The organism is Caballeronia catudaia, from assembly GCF_001544755.2.
GTDB classification, from domain to species: domain Bacteria; phylum Pseudomonadota; class Gammaproteobacteria; order Burkholderiales; family Burkholderiaceae; genus Caballeronia; species Caballeronia catudaia.
Genome location: NZ_FCOF02000003.1, coordinates 122,062 through 138,206 on the forward strand (window position 1 = coordinate 122,062; position 16,145 = coordinate 138,206).

At 65.3% G+C, this 16,145-nt stretch carries 14 protein-coding genes and 1 pseudogene; 4 read left to right on the forward strand and 11 right to left on the reverse strand.

Translation table 11 applies throughout. From position 1 onward, the window contains the following. Genes AWB75_RS04460 through AWB75_RS04475 form a run of 4 tightly spaced genes read right to left on the reverse strand, consistent with a single transcriptional unit; the run spans position 1 to position 3,432 of the window. The gene (locus AWB75_RS04460) at positions 1–1,020 is read right to left on the reverse strand and encodes a vWA domain-containing protein (protein WP_061122870.1); all 1,020 of its coding nucleotides are present in this window, start codon (positions 1,018–1,020) and stop codon (positions 1–3) included. Then, on the reverse strand, positions 1,007–1,495 hold the full coding sequence (locus tag AWB75_RS04465; protein WP_061122871.1) for a DUF4381 domain-containing protein: 489 nt from the start codon (positions 1,493–1,495) through the stop codon (positions 1,007–1,009). The genes AWB75_RS04460 and AWB75_RS04465 overlap by 14 nt, the downstream gene beginning before the upstream one ends. Continuing rightward, positions 1,492–2,454 (reverse strand): DUF58 domain-containing protein, encoded by a 963-nt coding sequence (locus tag AWB75_RS04470; RefSeq protein ID WP_061122872.1) that lies wholly within the window; start codon positions 2,452–2,454, stop codon positions 1,492–1,494. Before AWB75_RS04470 ends, AWB75_RS04465 begins: the two co-directional genes overlap by 4 nt. 18 nt (positions 2,455–2,472) lie before the next feature. Then, positions 2,473–3,432, reverse strand: a complete 960-nt coding sequence (locus tag AWB75_RS04475) for an AAA family ATPase (protein ID WP_061122873.1) — start codon at positions 3,430–3,432, stop codon at positions 2,473–2,475. A gap of 411 nt (positions 3,433–3,843) precedes the next feature. On the opposite strand from AWB75_RS04475, the gene AWB75_RS04480 reads away from it, so the two are divergent. The 4 genes and pseudogenes from AWB75_RS04480 to AWB75_RS04495 all read left to right on the forward strand — a co-directional run bounded on the left by AWB75_RS04480 (position 3,844) and on the right by AWB75_RS04495 (position 9,477). Beyond that, a complete protein-coding gene (locus AWB75_RS04480) occupies positions 3,844–4,914 on the forward strand; it encodes a formylglycine-generating enzyme family protein (RefSeq protein ID WP_235011993.1) in 1,071 nt (356 codons plus the stop codon). A 58-nt stretch (positions 4,915–4,972) separates the two neighbouring features. Continuing rightward, positions 4,973–5,185: pseudogene (locus tag AWB75_RS04485) on the forward strand (haloacid dehalogenase-like hydrolase); the annotation flags it as partial. A 37-nt stretch (positions 5,186–5,222) separates the two neighbouring features. Beyond that, on the forward strand, positions 5,223–6,893 hold the full coding sequence (locus tag AWB75_RS04490; protein WP_061122875.1) for an arylsulfatase: 1,671 nt from the start codon (positions 5,223–5,225) through the stop codon (positions 6,891–6,893). Positions 6,894–6,909: 16 nt separating this feature from the next. After that, positions 6,910–9,477: a fused MFS/spermidine synthase gene (locus AWB75_RS04495; RefSeq protein ID WP_061122876.1), complete on the forward strand. Its 2,568-nt coding sequence runs from the start codon at positions 6,910–6,912 to the stop codon at positions 9,475–9,477. An 11-nt stretch (positions 9,478–9,488) separates the two neighbouring features. Here AWB75_RS04495 and AWB75_RS04500 read toward each other — a convergent pair whose 3' ends face one another. The 7 genes from AWB75_RS04500 to AWB75_RS04530 form a co-directional block, all read right to left on the reverse strand. After that, positions 9,489–10,472, reverse strand: coding sequence for a SphA family protein (locus AWB75_RS04500; RefSeq protein ID WP_407642118.1), 984 nt, complete (start codon positions 10,470–10,472; stop codon positions 9,489–9,491). Positions 10,473–10,588: 116 nt separating this feature from the next. Then, the gene (locus tag AWB75_RS04505; protein ID WP_061122877.1) at positions 10,589–12,055 is read right to left on the reverse strand and encodes an alkaline phosphatase family protein; all 1,467 of its coding nucleotides are present in this window, start codon (positions 12,053–12,055) and stop codon (positions 10,589–10,591) included. 155 nt (positions 12,056–12,210) lie between these two features. Next, on the reverse strand, positions 12,211–12,582 hold the full coding sequence (locus AWB75_RS04510) for a GFA family protein (protein ID WP_061122878.1): 372 nt from the start codon (positions 12,580–12,582) through the stop codon (positions 12,211–12,213). A 25-nt stretch (positions 12,583–12,607) separates the two neighbouring features. Then, positions 12,608–13,000, reverse strand: a complete 393-nt coding sequence (locus AWB75_RS04515) for a tautomerase family protein (protein WP_061122879.1) — start codon at positions 12,998–13,000, stop codon at positions 12,608–12,610. A 116-nt stretch (positions 13,001–13,116) separates the two neighbouring features. After that, positions 13,117–14,283: an ABC transporter permease gene (locus AWB75_RS04520; RefSeq protein WP_061122880.1), complete on the reverse strand. Its 1,167-nt coding sequence runs from the start codon at positions 14,281–14,283 to the stop codon at positions 13,117–13,119. Positions 14,284–14,292: 9 nt separating this feature from the next. Further along, positions 14,293–15,447, reverse strand: coding sequence for an ABC transporter permease (locus AWB75_RS04525; protein ID WP_061122881.1), 1,155 nt, complete (start codon positions 15,445–15,447; stop codon positions 14,293–14,295). After that, positions 15,444–16,145 carry an ABC transporter ATP-binding protein gene (locus tag AWB75_RS04530; RefSeq protein WP_061122882.1) on the reverse strand — a complete coding sequence of 234 codons (702 nt, stop codon included), beginning with the start codon at positions 16,143–16,145 and terminating at the stop codon, positions 15,444–15,446. Before AWB75_RS04530 ends, AWB75_RS04525 begins: the two co-directional genes overlap by 4 nt.

Here is a 16,145-nt window from a genome sequence, read left to right on the forward strand (position 1 = left end):
TCAGGCCTCCGCCTCCTTCATCGGCACGGCGCGGCGCGGTGCGCGCAGCAACGCGATGAGATACGCGAGCACGTGATACAGCGTGAGTATCGATACGGCCAGCGCGAGCGGCACCCAATAGAATTCGCGCCGCGGCCGATAGATCGCATGACTGATCTTCTCGGGCGTCAACCTGTCGATCGCCGCATAGACGGCGGCCAGATCCTGTTCGCGGCCTAGCGCATGAAAAGCGCTGCCGCCCGTGATCTTCGCGATGCGCGCGAGCGCGTCGAGATCGACCTTGTCTTCGCCTTGCGTGCCCGGATCGCCGATGCCGATGGTATGCACGACGATCCCATGCCGCTTCGCGATGCGCGCTGCCTGCTCCGGCGGAATCGCGCTCGCGGTGTCGTTGCCGTCGGTGAGCAGCACGAGCACTTTCTCCTGCGCGGGCGTGTTCTCCATTAGTTTCACGGCGAGACCCAGCGCATCGCCGATCGCCGTGCGCGGCCCCGCCATGCCGATACGCATCGCGTCGAGGAGCATCAGCACGCTGTCGTGATCGAGCGTGAGCGGCGCTTGCGGATACGCGGCATCGCCGAACACGACGAGCCCGATACGATCGCCCTTGCGCTTCGCGATGAAATCCGCGACCACGCGCTTCACCGCGCTCAGGCGGTCCATGCGCTCGTTCGTGGCGGTGTCGATGAAATCGCGCTCGCTCATCGACTGCGACAGGTCGATGGCCAGCAGCAGATCGCGCGCGGCCATGTCGCGCGTGACGGGCGCTTCGACGAATACGGGCCGTGCAGCCGCGACCAGCAGCAGGATCCAGAGCAAGGGCATCAGCAGGCGTTGCAGCCAGTTGCTGCGCAGGCGCACGCCGCCGGGCGCGGGCTTCTCTCCCGCGGCTTCGGCCATTTCGCGGAAGAACGGCATGCGCACCGCGGACGCCGTCGTGCGATACGCGGGCGCGAGCCACCACACGAGCGCGGGCAGCGGCAGGAGCAGGAACATCCACGGAAACTCAAACTTCCACATGATGTTGGCCGATCCAGTCGCGCGCGGCTTGCACGAGACGCTGCGTCTGCTGCGGTGTGACGCGAGCAAGCCGATCGCGCGGCGCATAGCTTGCCGAGTACATCAGCGCGCCGCTTTCGTCGTCGAACGCACCGTGCGTCTTCTTCAGATACGCGAGCCATGCTGCGCCGCTCAGCGAGGCCACTTCCGAACGCGGCGCGGCTGCAAGTGCGGTCCGTTTGATGAGCGGCGCGATTTCAGCAAGCGCCGTCGCGCGCGTGGTTTCATCGCGCAATTTCATTTCGATGCACGCGAGCTCAGCCAATGCCTCACGCCGATAACGCGACTTCTCATGACGCTTCCACGCGAACCCCATCACGGCGAGCGCAATCACGACGATCAACAACGCAACGAACACCCAGCCGATGGTCTGCGGCGCATACGAAACCGGCGCGGGCAACGGCAATTCACGCAGCGATTGCAGCGCGTCGTTCATATGCCGCCTCCCAACGCATGACGCGGCCTCGCGCCGATCAGCTTGCGCACCTGATCCACGACCGGCTCGGCCGTCGACAAAGCCATCAACGGCACGCCGCTCGCGCGCAGCAGTTCCGCGATCTCGGCGGCGCGGCCCTCGAAGAGGCTCGCGAGCGGCGCGCGAACGCGCCCGTTCTCGATGCGCAGTTCCACCTGCAAGCGCCCTTCGCTCACGACGAGCGCGCGATGCTCCGGCATGCGCTGCCACATCGGATCGAAGACCAGCGCGGCGATCACGTCGTTGTGGGCCGCGAGTTGCCGAAGAAGCTGGCGCGTGCGTTCGTCGGCGCCCGCGAAATCGCTCATGATGCATACGAGGAAATCATGTCCCGCGATCTGCAGCACGCCTTCTATCGCAGCGTTCAGTTGTGCGTAGTTGGTGCGCGCGGGACTTTCGGCGGCGAGCGCGCGGTTCATTCCGCCGATCGCGCCGAACAATGTCTCGATGCGCGTCCTGCTGCGCAAAGGCCGCACGCGCACGATGTCGTCGTCACCGAACACCACGCCGCCGACGCGATCGCCGGCCGCGAAGCCCATCCATATCGCGAGCGCGGCCGCTTCGGCCGCGACGACCGACTTGAACGCGCGGCTCGATCCGAAGAACATGCTCATGCGTTGATCGACCATCACGAGCAACGGACGATCGCGTTCCTCGGTGTACACACGCACGTGCGGCTTGCCGGTGCGCAGGCTCACGCGCCAGTCGAGATGACGGATATCGTCGCCTGGCAGATAGCCGCGCAATTCCTCGAAGTTCAGCCCGCGCCCGCGCATGCGTGACGCGTGCCGGCCCGACAGAATGCTCGACACCGGCGCGGGCGCGAGAAAGCTCAGCCCGCGCGCGCGGAATTCGAGCCGCGCGAGATGCGCGGCATCGACATAGACGCTTCCGATCGGGTCCTCCGCGTTCGTCGCCATCGAAACGTTCCTCTGGGTCTACGCAGGCACGGCCACCTTCTCGACCAGCCGGTCGATCACGTCGTCCGCGCCGATGTTGTCCGCGTTCGCCTCATACGACAGCAGCAGACGATGACGCAGCACCGGATGAATCACCGCGCGCACGTCATCGGGCGTGACGAACTCGCGCTCGTCGAGCCACGCATGCACACGGCTCGCACGATCCAGCCCGATCGCGCCGCGCGGGCTCGCACCCACTTCGATCCACTTGCCGAGATCGGCGTCGATGCCCGCGCCATGCCGCGTCGCATCGACGATCGACACGATGTATTCGTCGATGGCGGGCGACACGTTCACGCGCCGCGCCGCCTCGCGCGCGGCAAAGATATCTTCCTGCGAGAGCGTGTCGAAGTACGCCTTCTCGCCTTCGTTCTCACGCCGCAACAGACGCAACATCTCGCACTCGCTTTGCGGCGACGGATACGTGATCAGCACCTTCAGCAGAAAGCGGTCCATCTGCGCTTCGGGCAACGGATACGTGCCTTCCTGTTCGATGGGGTTCTGCGTCGCCATCACGAGAAAGAGACCGGGCATCGCATGGGTCTTGCCGGCGACCGAGATCTGCCGCTCTTCCATTGCTTCGAGCAACGCGGATTGGACCTTCGCGGGCGCGCGGTTGATTTCGTCCGCGAGGATCAGATTGCCGAAGATCGGTCCGGGCTGAAACGCGAGCGTGCGCTCCGTGCCCGATTGCAATAGCGTTTCGCCGCCGGTGATGTCGGAAGGCAGGAGATCGGGCGTGAACTGGATGCGCTTCATCGTGGCGGCGAGGCGCGCGGCAATCGCTTTCACGGTGCGCGTTTTCGCGAGACCCGGCAGGCTTTCGAGCAGCACGTGACCATCGGCGAGCAGCGCGATCAGGATTTGCCGAACGACGGCTTCCTGTCCCACGACCGCTTGCCCGATGCTCGCTTCGAAACGCCGGATGGTATCGCGCATGACTGGCTCGTATCCGTTGGGTTGCTCTTGCCCGCGTGAGCGACAAGTTACTGGACCCACGCGCTTTCGTCAAAGCATCGCATTGCTTTGCTTTTTGAAACGGAATGCGCTTTTGGAAGCGATATTCGGCTCGAATCGACCGGCTCGCGCACGCGCGACACGGCCGCAAAAAAACATTGAATTCGCCTAATCGTTCGTATATTGGTGGGACCGATTGCAGGCCCATGCGGAAGCCCATGCGGAAGCCCATGCGGTAACCAGGACGCAAGCGGAGTCACACCCATGACGGACACGTCGACGAAGCGAAGGCAGAACACGGACGCGCGCGGCTCGAGAATGCGCCGCGTCACGCTGTGGGCCGTGCTGCTGCTTCTGTGCCCCGCGCTCGTCGGCTATGCGGTCAGTTGGGCGATGACGGAGCATGCGCGCCCGCAGGTCCGCATCGTCCTCGGCGATGGCGTGCATGGCCCGAAGGACATGGCGTGGGTGCCCGGCGGCGAATTCCTGATGGGCAGCGACAGCAAGCTCGCGCAAGCGAACGAGCGCCCTGCGCACAGGGTCCGCATCCAAGGCTTCTGGATGGACGAGCATCACGTGACGAACGCACAGTTCCGCGCCTTCGTCGCGGCGACGGGCTACGTCACCACCGCCGAAAAGAAGCCCGACTGGGAAACCCTCAAGGTGCAGTTGCCGCCCGGCACGCCGCGCCCGCCCGAACGCGCGCTCGTGCCCGGCGCGATGGTCTTCGTCGGCACGAAAGAGCAAGTGCCGCTGCAGGACTTCTCGCGCTGGTGGCGCTTCGTGCCCGGCGCGGACTGGCGTCATCCGACAGGACCTGCGAGCAGCATCGACGGCAAGGACGATCATCCCGTCGTGCAGGTCTCGTATGAGGATGCCGAGGCTTACGCGAAATGGGCGGGCAAGCGTCTGCCCACCGAAGCCGAATGGGAGTTCGCCGCGCGCGGCGGGCTCGATCAGGCCACCTATGCGTGGGGCAATCAGTTCACGCCCGATGGCAGGCAGATGGCGAACGTCTGGCAAGGACAGCAGCCCCAGCCGTTTCCCGTCGTCAATGCAAAGGCGGGCGGCGCGGCGGGCACGAGTCCTGTCGGCAGCTTTCCCGCGAACGGCTACGGCCTCGCCGACATGACCGGCAACGCGTGGCAATGGACCGCCGACTGGTATCGCGCGGATCAGTTCCGGCGCGAGGCGTCGGCGGGCGGCATCGTCGATGAACCCAAAGGGCCGTCCGAATCATGGGACCCCGCCGATCCCGGCGTGCCCGTGGCGGCGCCCAAGCGCGTCACGCGCGGCGGCTCGTTCCTGTGCAACGAAGCGTATTGCCTCAGCTATCGCCCGAGCGCGCGGCGCGGCACCGATCCGTTCAACAGCATGTCGCACCTGGGATTCCGGCTCGTGATGGACAAGGATTCGTGGGATCGGACGCATGGACACACATCGATCGATACGGCAGCGCGCTGAGCTTCTCTTCGCGCTCGCGGCGGCGCTCTTTGCCGCGTTCGTCATCGCCGGCCGCAAGATGCAGATGCTCCAGTACACCGCGGCGCAAACGGGTCCGCATCTCGCGCTGCTCGTGCATCACGACGATGCGGTGCTCGCGTTCGCCTACGACCGGCAATCGAAAGTCGGCGAGCTCGACCGCGCGTGGGACGAAGCGCTCGCGAAAGGCTGGATCGTCGTGAGCATGAAGGACGACTGGAACGTGATTTATCCGCCACGCGCGGGGCAGTAGCGGTTTCAACGGGGCAAGCGGCCTTGGGAGAACAACGATGACACAAACGAAGCTTCGACGCGTTCGCTACATCACCGGCGCGCTCGCCGCGATTGCGGCGGTGTGCGTGCTGATCGTCCCGCCGATGATCTCGACCGCGCAGACGCAGAACGCCGCAAAACCCGCCGCGCCCGCTAAACCGACCCCCGCCGCGCAGAACACGCAGAACAACCAGAAACAAAGCTCGAACAAGCCGAACATCCTCGTGATTTTCGGCGACGACATCGGGCAGACCAACATCAGCGCATATAGCAAGGGCGTGATGGGCTACGAGACGCCGAACATCGACCGCATCGCGAACGAAGGCATGCTGTTCACCGACTACTACGCGGAGAACAGTTGCACGGCGGGCCGCTCGACGTTCATCACCGGCGAAGTGACGCTGCGCACCGGTCTCTCGAAAGTCGGCGTTCCGGGCGCGACCGTGGGCCTGCAGGCGTCGAACATCACGATTGCGCAGGCATTGAAGCCGCTCGGCTATGCAACCGGCCAGTTCGGCAAGAATCACCTCGGCGACCGCAACGAATATCTGCCGACCGCGCATGGCTTCGACGAGTTCTTCGGCAATCTCTATCACCTGAATGCGGAGGAAGAGCCCGAACGTCCCTACTACCCGAAGAACGATAAGGCGTGGGTCAAGGCCAACGCGCCGCGCGGCGTGATCCATTCGTTCGCGGACGGCAAGGTCGAGGACACCGGCCCGCTCACGACCAAGCGCATGGAGACCATCGACGACGAAACGACGCAAGCCGCCATCGACTTCATGCAGAAACAGGTGAAGGCGAGCAAGCCATTCTTCGTGTGGATGAACACGACGCGCATGCACATGTACACGCACATACGGCCCTCGATGCAAGGTCAGAGCGGCATGCCCGGCAACGACTACGCGGACGGCATGATCGAGCACGACGGCGACGTCGGCAAGCTGCTCAAGTCGCTCGACGATCTGAAGATCGCGGATAACACCATCGTCGTCTATACGACGGATAACGGGCCGAACCAGTTCTCCTGGCCCGATGCCGCCACCACGCCGTTCCGCAGCGAAAAGAACACGAACTGGGAAGGCGCCTTCCGCGTGCCCGCGCTGGTCCGATGGCCGGGTCATATCAAGCCCGGCGTCGTGTCGACGCAGATGATGTCCGGCCTCGACTGGTTCCCGACGCTGCTCGCCGCCGCCGGCGACACGAACATCAGCGATCGTCTCGCGAAAGGCGCGTCGATCGGCGGCAAGAACTTCAAGAATCGTCTCGACGGATACAACTTCCTGCCCTATCTCACGGGCCAGTCGAAGGAAAGCCCGCGCCACGAGTTCTTCTATTTCAACGACGACGGCCTGCTCGTCGCGATGCGTCACGACAACTGGAAGGTCGTCTTCTGCGAGCAGCGCGCGCCGGGCGGATTCCAGGTATGGGCCAATCCGTTCACCTGCCTGCGCGTGCCGAAGGTCTTCAACCTGCGCATGGACCCCTACGAGCGCGCGGACGAGGTCTCGGACCAGTATTACGACTGGGTCACGAAGAACGCGTATATCGCGCAATATGCGGTGTCCAAGGTCGCGCCGTTCCTGGCGTCGTTCAAGGACTATCCGCCGAGCCAGCGTCCGGCGAGCTTCAGCATCGACCAGATGACGGACTCGCTGATGAAGAGCCTGAGCGCGACGGGCAAGTAAGCGCCGGACGCGCACGATGAGCCATCTCAGCGCGGAGCATCGCAAGCCGGTTTCCAGTCGTGCGGGCAGCACGACGCGGGGCACGCGTGTCACGTGGCCTGCGCTGCTGCTGTTCGCATCCGGGACGGCCGCGCTCATCTATCAGGTGCTGTGGGTGAAGCAGCTCACGCTCGTCGTGGGCGTCGAGGTGCAGGCGGTCACCATCGCGATCAGCGCGTTCTTCGCGGGACTCGCCATCGGCGGATGGCGCTTCGGCAAGCTCGCCGATCGCGTCGCGCAGCCCTTTCTGCTTTGTGCCGCGCTCGAAGTCGCGGCGCTCGTGCTCGGCATCGGCGCGACGCATGCGCTCGCACACAGCGCCGCCCTCTTCGCCACGTTGCAGGCCCACGCCGGGCCGATCGCGTGGGCCTTGCCTTTCGCGTGCGTCGGCCTTCCCGCCATCGCGATGGGCGGCACGGTGCCCGTGCTCACGCGCGCGCTCGCGCCGTCGCCGCACGGCGTGGGCGGCGCGGGCGGGCGGCTCTATGCGGCGAACACCGCGGGCGCGATCACCGGCGCGCTCTTGCCCGCGTTCCTGCTGATTCCGCCGCTCGGCGTACAAGGCAGCGCGTGGGCGGCCGCCGCGTTGAACGCCGTTGCGGCGCTCGGCGCGCTCGCGATCGCGCGTCGCGCGCGGCCGAGCCTTGCGACGGCCATCGCCGCCGATACGCCGCGCACGCAGACTTCGCCCGATGCCGCGCACGCACGCATCGCGGTTGCGCTGTATGCGGTCGCGGGCGGTATCGCGCTCGGCTATGAAGTCGTCTGGTCGCAGGCGATCGCGCAATTCATCAGCACGCGCAGCTTCGCATTCTCGATCGTGCTCGCGACGTATCTGGCAGGCCTTGCGCTCGGCAGCGCGATCGCCGCGCGTTACGCCGACGGCGCGCGCGATCCCTGGAGCGCGTTCGGCGTGCTCATCGGCATGGCGGGACTCGCCGCGCTCGGCGGCGTCGCGGGTGCGGGCGGCTGGCTCGCCGGGGCGCAACGCCACGCAGCGGCGCTCGCGCTCGCCGCGACCGGCAACGTGCTCACGTCGATGTGCGCGAGCTTCGCCGTCGCCGCCTGCGCGATCGTGCTCGTGCCGACGCTGCTGCTCGGCGCCGCATTCCCCTTCGCGCTGCGCATGGCGGCCAGCGGACGCGCCGGCGAGCCGAAATCCGGCATCGGCGCGGATGTCGGCCGCGTGCTCGCGCTGAACACGGCGGGCGGCATCGCGGGCACGCTGTTCGCGGGCTTCGTGCTCGTGCCGTCGCTCGGGCTCGTCCGCTCGCTCGGCGTGCTCGCGGTCGCGGCGGGACTCATCGGCTTGTCGGCGGCATTGAGCGGCGGCGCCGTCCGGCGCACGGGCATCGTCGCGTGCGGGTCGATTGCGGCGTTGTCGGCGATCGTTGCGATCGTCACGCCCGCCGATCGCCTCGGCGCGCTGCTCGCGAAGGCGCACGGCGGCGCGCTCGCGTATTACGAGGAAAGCGCGGGCGGCACGGTGGCCGTGCTCAATCAGGGCGATGGCGCGCAACGCTTTCGCCGTCTCTACATACAAGGCGTGTCCAACTCGGGCGACGCGATGACCTCGCGCCGCTACATGCGCCTGCAAGCGCTCGCGCCGCTGATGGTGCACGCGGGCACGCCGCGCTCGGCGCTCGTGATCGGCCTCGGCACGGGCATCACGGGCGGCGCGCTGCTCACGTGGCCGACGCTCGACAAGCGCGTCGTCGCGGAGCTGTTGCCGGCGGTCGTGCGCGCGTCGTCGCGCTTCGACGGCAACCTGGGCATGAGCGCTGATCCGCGCATCGAGATACGTCTCGCGGATGGCCGCCGCGAATTGCTCGCGCGCGACGAGCGTTACGATCTCGTCACGCTTGAGCCGCCGCCGCCGTCGGCCGCGGGCGTCGTCAATTTGTACTCGACGGACTTCTATCGCCTCGCGGCCGCGCGTCTGAACGATGGCGGCATCGTCGCGCAATGGCTGCCGCTCGCGACGCAGAACGAGGATCAGACGCGCTCGCTCATCCAGAGCTTCCTGCAGGTGTTTCCGCAAGCGGCGCTCTGGACGACCGAGTTCCACGAGATGATGCTCGTCGGTTCCATGCAGCCGATGCCGCTCGACGTGCCGCGCCTGCGCGAGCGCTTCGCGCATCCCGAGGTCGCGCGCGCATTGCGCGAAGTCGGCATCGCATCGCCGGAAGCGTTCGCGGCGACGTGGGTCGCGGACCGCTCGGCGCTCGCCTACTACGCGGAAGACGCGCCGCCCGTCACCGACGACGATCCGCGCATCGAATATGCGCCGTGGGTGCGCCGTGGCGATTTTGCGGCGACGCTCGCGCACATGCTCGCGCTGCAAAGCGAGCCGCCGCTGGCGGGCGCGGACGCGTCGTTCATCGACACGCTCGCCGCCGAACGCCGCACGCTGCATGCGTTCTATCGCGCGGGCCTCGACGCGTATCGCGGCGACCGCGAGGCGTGGACGCGCGACATCGGCGCGGCAATGCAGGCTGATCGAAGGAATCCTTATTATCTCTGGGTAATCGGCGGACCGGAATAAAGCCCAAGCCCTCAGAACACGAGCGTGGCCGTCGCCATGAAGGTCTTCGTGCTCTTCAGCCGGTTGGTGCTCACGACCGAAGGCACCCAGCGCAGACTTGCGGAAAGCGGCCTCTTGCCGCCGAGCGTGGTCTCGTAAGTGACGATCGGCCCGATCGTGAAATCATGCCCGACGAAGCCGTCGAGCCGGTCGGCGGCCGGGCCGCTATCGTTGCCGAGCTGCTGCACCGTGCCCATCACGACGCCCACGCCGACACCGTTCGCGAACTTCTTCAGACCCATCACGTCGAGCGTGAACAAGGGCGCGTTCTGATAATCCGTCGCGGTGTTCTTCGTGTAGAACTGGAAGCCCATCACCGCATCGAATTCCAGGCCGTACTTCGGCACGGTCTTCGTGTACGCGATCTGCGGCACGAAGGTCCAGTTGTTGAGGCTCGGATTCGCGAGCGAAGTCACGTTGTATTTGCCGGTCGGCGCCCAGATGTTGAAGGACAGCGCGATGTGATCGTTCTCCGAAATCTGGTAGCCCGCTTCGAGCGGCGTGAAGAGCATGTCGTAGAGATTGGACGCGCGGTCGCTCGTCGTTCGGTTAGCCTGGCCGACCGCGAACGTCCCCGTGACCTTTTCCCAGATGTAAGGCAGCGTAAAGCCCGAGGCGAAAGCCCAGCCGCCATAGCTGCCCCACACTTTCAGAAGGCTCACGAGCGTGAGCGACAGTTCGCCGTCGATGCCCAGCGAACGCTGCCCCGCGATGGGCACCTGACGATCGCCGCCGATCGAGCCATCGAGATACACGGTCTCCAGGTTCGCGATCCATACCGGCTCGGTCGGCACGATGCCTATGCCCGACAGCACGCTCGTTCCCGCGACGGGCCGCCCGAGCGCGCCTTCTGTCGCCGACGCGTTGCCCGCGCCGAGCATCGGCACGATGGCGAGCATCGCGAGGCGCAAGCGATTTCTCGTGCGGCGCCGCCGTGCGTTCATCAGCGCTCTCATGGCTCACCCTCCGCGACGCCAAAGCCCGCCTTCAGCAATATTGCAATCCAGCGGCTTTGTAAAGGCGCGCGGCGCGCATCGTGCGGCGCTTCGTTTCGGATGGCGAGAGAAGCGCGTCAGGAAGGAAAGCCCAGCGCCGTGGCCTTTGCGCGCAGATCGGCGAAGCGCCCGCCCGGTGTCGGTGTTTGCGATGCGCCCTCCGCCGCTTTCGCGGTCTGCGACTTGTCGATGGCGCCAATGCCCGTTCCGCTCGCGAGCGTGTTCGAGCATGCGAGGCCGAATGGTCCTGGCGGCACCGCGAGCGTAGGCGCATCGGTGCGCGGCGCGTCGCTCAGATCGAGCGCATAGGCCATGTTGAACGTGCCTGGATCGCTTGCGCGCACGCCCAGCGGATCGAGCCCGAAGCGCCATGCGAGCAGTTGATGGATCGAGCTCGGATCGAACGGATAGCGCGCCACGTTGTTCGCCCGCACGCGCGGACCGAGCAGCACGCAGGGCACGCGAAAGCCGAGACGCCCGTCGTTGCCTACCTTCTGTTCCGCGACCGACAGCGACTTCACCGGCGGCGCGACATGATCGAAGAAGCCGCCCCACTCGTCGTAGACGACGATCATGAGCGTCGTGCTCCAGTTCGGTCCCGCGCGCAGCGCTTCGTAGATTTGCCCGAGCAGCGCCTGACCGTTGCGCACGTCCGCGTGCGGATGATCGTCGTTGGACGTGCCGTTCGCTTCGCCGCCGAAACTCGGATCGACCATGCAGAACGACGGCAGATTGCCGCCGGCCGCATCGGCAAGAAAATCGGCAAAGACCTTCGAGCGGTCGACATAACGTGTGCCGTACAGCGCCGTGAACGGCACGTCGTGGAAGTAGTACTTCGACGAGACGTTCTTCGCGTCGAGCCGGTCCCAGATGGTCGAGAGCGACGATGTGTCGATCGTGTCGCTCAGGCGATCCGTTTCGCCGCTGTGCAGATACATGCGGTTCGGGAACGTGTCGGCAAGGATGCCGCTCATGTAGTAATCGCAGACGGTGTACTGCGCGGCCGCCTGCCGATAGAACTCGAGATCGCTGCCCGTGAAATAGCCGATCGGCAAGAGGTCGCCACGCGTCTTGTTCGTGCCGGGCGTGAGCAGAAAGCCGTTCATCGCGCCGTTCGCGAGATGCGCGCGGCCCGCGTCGTATTCGTGATCGGGGTCGGCGAACTGACAACCCTGAAAGCCGTATGCGGCATTGGCGGACAGCGCGAAGGTCGGATGCGTCTCGCCGAACGCATCGGTGAACTGCCTGCCCGCTTGCCCGCCCTCCGCGCCCGGCACCCAGCCGAGCAAGTGATCGAAAGAGCGGTTTTCCATCGTGACGAGCACGATGTGATCGACGCCCGAAGTCGCCGGCGCGGGCAACGCGGGACGCGGCAGGTTCGCGCGATCGGGCGGGATATTGCCGATAGGGCTCGTCGGCGGGACGACGCCGGAGTTGTCGTCGCCGCCGCCGCCGCCGCACGCGGACAACATCGCGGTGCTGGCCAGCGCCGCGAGTAGACGCCGGCGTACCGCGTCGGGTTCGTTCGAAGGGGGTCGTGCCATGGCGACGCTCCATGTAAATGTAGTTATCGAACGCCGTTCGTCGGCAAACGGTTGCGCTTCGGAAGATCGAAGGCGAACGGCTTGTGGGTGCCGGGTTGCAGCATGCTGCGTTCCCGGCGACCCGCGTTCCACTTTTTATTCACACGGACGCGCTGTCATGCGTCTCTCACGACGGAACTGCTCGCACCATCGGCGACGGTCGAAGCGAGCGCATACGCGTCCACGCCGTCGATGCAGCCGAGGTTCACGCGCCACTCCTGCGGATTCGAGCGCGTCTGATGAAACGTGTAGATTCCACAATGCTTGCAGAAAAAATGCTGCGCGACCTGCGTGTTGAACTGATAGAGCGCGAGGTCGTCTTCGCCCGAAAGAATGCGCAGCTTGTCTCTGGTGAACGGCGGCGACATAACCGCGCCGCGCCGCCGGCAGTAACTGCAATTGCAGCGCTTGGCCGGTTCGATCGGCGTATCGGCTTCGAACGTAACCGCGCCGCAATGGCACGCGCCTTTCAGGGTCGTCGGGTTCATCGTGGTTTGTCTCCGAGGTTGTCGTTCAGCCCGCGTCCTCCACGTACTGCGCGATGCCGCGGCCGAACGACCAGTCTTCGCGCCGATTCGGCGCGAGCGCGATCATGACGTCGTCGGGCCGCAGGCCGGGCGATTCCCCGAGCTTCGCGACCAGCGTTTTATAGAACGCCTTCTTGGTCGGCAGATCGCGCCAGTCGCTCGCCGTGATGTGGATGAACACGAGATCGTCGCTGCGTTCGACGCCAAGATAACCCGGATCGTAGATGAAATCGTCGCGCTCGCGCTGCTCGATCAACTGGAAACGATCGTCGGCGGGCACCTTGAACGCTTCGACGAGCGCCTCGTGCACGCTGTTGGAAATGGCGCGGACATGATCGCGCGGCTTGCCTTTGAGGAGCGAAATTCTGACGAGCGGCATGATGAGTTTCCTTCCTGAATCGAGGTGGAGTCAGGCCAACTCTACGCCGTGCCGCCGTTTCCGAATATTTGAAAGTTCGGTACGGACGATTCCAGAAAATCGAATCGTCGCGACGTTCAACGCGCCCGCAGCGCGTCGACGATATTCATCCGCGAAGCCCGCAACGCGGGCAGGAATCCACCGACCAGGCCCATCACGAGCGAGAAGCCGAGCGTCTGCGCGATCACCGAAGGCGTCAGAATAAATCGGAACGACAAGTCCGCGAAGGTCTGAAAATTGGTCGTGGAAAAGGAAGCGAACTGCATCAGCGCGGCGCAGCAAAGCCCCGCGACGCCGCCGACGAGCCCGAGCAGCAGCGCTTCGAGCAGAAACGCGCCGAGCACGTCGAAGCGCTTGAATCCGAGCGCCCGCAAGGTCCCGATCTCCGCGACGCGATTCGCCACCGACGCGTACATCGTGATCATCGCGCCGATCATCGCCGCGATCGAAAAGATGCTCGACAGCGTGATGCCGAGAATATTGATGAACGACGACAGCGCCTTCGACTGATCGCCGTAAAAAACCTGCTCGCGTTTCGCTTCTTCGGTGAGACGCGGGTCCACGTCGATGTCGGCGCGGAAGCGCCCGAGCGCGTCGCTGCGCGCGAGACGCACGACCATCGACGAAAAAGTGGTGCGCCGGAACGATTGCATCAACTGATCGACATCGCCCCAGATTTCGGAATCGAAGCCGCTGCCGCCCGCATCGAAATGGCCGACCACGGTCCAGTCGCGTTGCGCGAAACGCAGATGGTCGCCGATGCGCGTGCCGCCGAATCCCTTTGCGATGCCGCTGCCGACGATGATCTCCGACGATCCGCGCCTGAACATGCGTCCCGCCGTGAGCTGCACTTGCGGACGCAGTTGCAGGCCCATCGGCGAGACGCCGCGTATCACGACGTTCGCGGGCGTGTTCGTGCCGAGCTTGGTGAGCGAAATCAGCACGACGGTTTCCTTTGACGCGAGCGGCTCGCCGTCGCCGTTCATCGCGACCGATGGGTGCATTTCCATCACCTTGGCCTGGCCGCGGTCGATCGCGCTTTGGATCTCGGTCTCCGCGCCCTTGCGGATCACGACGACATTGTCGCGCTCGCCCGTCGAGACGAGCGTTTTCTTCAGGCCCGCATCGAGCATCAGCACGGTCGCGAACACGAACACGACGAGCGCGAGCCCGCCTGCGGTGAGCATCGTCGTGAGACGGCGCGCCCAGAGATTGCGTGCGACGTAAGAAACCGGAATGGCCATCGCGCGCCCTCAGCCGATCGCCCGCAGGCCTTCGACGATGCGCACGCGGCTTGCCTGCACCGCCGGCACGATCGCCGCCGCGAACGCGACGACGAGCGCGCACGCGGCCTGCAACAGCATCGTTTCGTGCGACACCATGAAGACCGGGAACACGCCGCCCGTCGCGCGCTTGAAGACTTCGGCCATCGGCGGCGTCGCAAGAATGCCGATGCCGCCGCCGATCGCGCAGATCGCGAGCGATTCGCCGAATACGAGCGTCGAAAGAAACGCCGGGCCGAAACCGAGCGCCTTCAAGGTCGCGTATTCGGTGATGCGCTCGCGCGCGCTCATCGCCATTGCATTCGCCATCACCGCCATGATGATCAGGATGACGACATATGACACGACGCGTATCGCCGCGATGATCTGATTCGACATCGCGACGAAGCCGAGCTGAAACGCCTGCTCCGTCTCGGTCAGCGTTTCGGCGAGGGAGTTCTTGAATACATCGTCGATATTGCGCGAGACGGCGGCAGCATCGTCCGGGTCCTTGATGCCGACCACATACACGCCGACCTGATCGACATTGCGTTTCGTTGTTTTTCGGATCGACTCGTTCAGGTAATCGTAGTGAAAAATCAGTTGCCGCGTGATGGTCGATTCATCGCGCCCTTCCATGATGCCGCGCACGACGAAGTCCCACGTGCCTGGATAGATCGTGCCTTTGAGCGGAATGACGTCGCCGACCTTGAAGCCATATAGATCCGCGAGCTGCCGCCCGATCAGGCAGCCTTTGCGGTCGCGTTGATAATCGGAACGCGCCTGTTCGGAAACGATGAACTCGGGATAGAGATCGAGATAGTTGTCCGACACGGCGAACTGCGCGAAGAAGTTCTTCGGATCGCGATAGACGCCGCCGAACCAGTTCGAGCGCGCGACCAGCGTCACGCCGTCGACGCCGCGAATGCGGTTCTCGTAGGCGAGCGGCAACGGAAACACGAGCGAGATCGCATTGCGCGTGACGAGCCGCGCGTTCGATGCCGCCGCCGCGCCCGCGTACCAGGCATCCACGACCGTGTGCAGCAGACCGTAGGCGAGCACGGCGATGGTGAGGCCGAGCACCGTCAATGTGGTGCGCAGCTTGTGACGCAGCGCGTTGCGCAGGATCAGCTTGAGCACGGTCATGATGGCTCGCGCGGGGTTCCATCGATCAGTTCGCCTTTCTCCAGATGCACGAGCGACTTCGCCGCGCCCGCCGCATGCGCGTCGTGCGTCACCATGATGATGGTCTTGCCGAGCTTGTCGTTCAGGCGCTGCAGCATCGCGAGGACATCGGCGGCGGAGTTGCGGTCGAGGTCGCCCGTGGGTTCATCGGCGACGATCAGCGTCGGGTCCGTAATCAGCGCCCGCGCGATGGCGACACGCTGCTGCTGCCCGCCCGACAGCTCCGACGGATAGTGGCTCATGCGATCGGCCATTCTTACCATGTCGAGCACCATCGCGACGCGTTCGCGCCGTTCGTGGCGCGTGAGGCGCGTGAGCATCAGCGGCAGTTCCACATTTTCGAATGCGGACAGCACTGGCATCAGGTTATAGAACTGGAAGATGAAGCCGACGTGCGCGGCGCGCCAGTCCGCGAGCGCCGCTTCGGGCAGGCGCGTGATATCCAGCCCGCCGACCAGCAATTCGCCGCTGTCGGGCCGGTCGATGCCCGCGATCAGGTTGAGCAGCGTGCTTTTTCCGGAACCGGACGGCCCCATCAGCGCGACGAAATCGCCCTGGCCGATGGACAGCGTGATGTCGGTCAGCACGGGCACCGTCTGCACGCCGCGCCGATACGACTTCACGACGTGGCTGATCTGAACCAGAGGTGGCGTGCTCAC

Excerpts from the sequence above, each read along its gene's own strand:
- AWB75_RS04515 (WP_061122879.1), bottom strand. The coding sequence starts at position 13,000 with ATGCCGCTCGTCAGAATTTCGCTCCTCAAAGGCAAGCCGCGCGATCAT.
- AWB75_RS04505 (WP_061122877.1), bottom strand. The coding sequence starts at position 12,055 with ATGGCACGACCCCCTTCGAACGAACCCGACGCGGTACGCCGGCGTCTA.
- AWB75_RS04500 (WP_407642118.1), bottom strand. The coding sequence starts at position 10,472 with ATGAGAGCGCTGATGAACGCACGGCGGCGCCGCACGAGAAATCGCTTG.
- AWB75_RS04525 (WP_061122881.1), bottom strand. The coding sequence starts at position 15,447 with ATGACCGTGCTCAAGCTGATCCTGCGCAACGCGCTGCGTCACAAGCTG.
- AWB75_RS04510 (WP_061122878.1), bottom strand. The coding sequence starts at position 12,582 with ATGAACCCGACGACCCTGAAAGGCGCGTGCCATTGCGGCGCGGTTACG.
- AWB75_RS04460 (WP_061122870.1), bottom strand. The coding sequence starts at position 1,020 with ATGTGGAAGTTTGAGTTTCCGTGGATGTTCCTGCTCCTGCCGCTGCCC.
- AWB75_RS04495 (WP_061122876.1), top strand. The coding sequence starts at position 6,910 with ATGAGCCATCTCAGCGCGGAGCATCGCAAGCCGGTTTCCAGTCGTGCG.
- AWB75_RS04465 (WP_061122871.1), bottom strand. The coding sequence starts at position 1,495 with ATGAACGACGCGCTGCAATCGCTGCGTGAATTGCCGTTGCCCGCGCCG.
- AWB75_RS04480 (WP_235011993.1), top strand. The coding sequence starts at position 3,844 with ATGACGGAGCATGCGCGCCCGCAGGTCCGCATCGTCCTCGGCGATGGC.
- AWB75_RS04470 (WP_061122872.1), bottom strand. The coding sequence starts at position 2,454 with ATGGCGACGAACGCGGAGGACCCGATCGGAAGCGTCTATGTCGATGCC.
- AWB75_RS04475 (WP_061122873.1), bottom strand. The coding sequence starts at position 3,432 with ATGCGCGATACCATCCGGCGTTTCGAAGCGAGCATCGGGCAAGCGGTC.
- AWB75_RS04490 (WP_061122875.1), top strand. The coding sequence starts at position 5,223 with ATGACACAAACGAAGCTTCGACGCGTTCGCTACATCACCGGCGCGCTC.
- AWB75_RS04520 (WP_061122880.1), bottom strand. The coding sequence starts at position 14,283 with ATGGCCATTCCGGTTTCTTACGTCGCACGCAATCTCTGGGCGCGCCGT.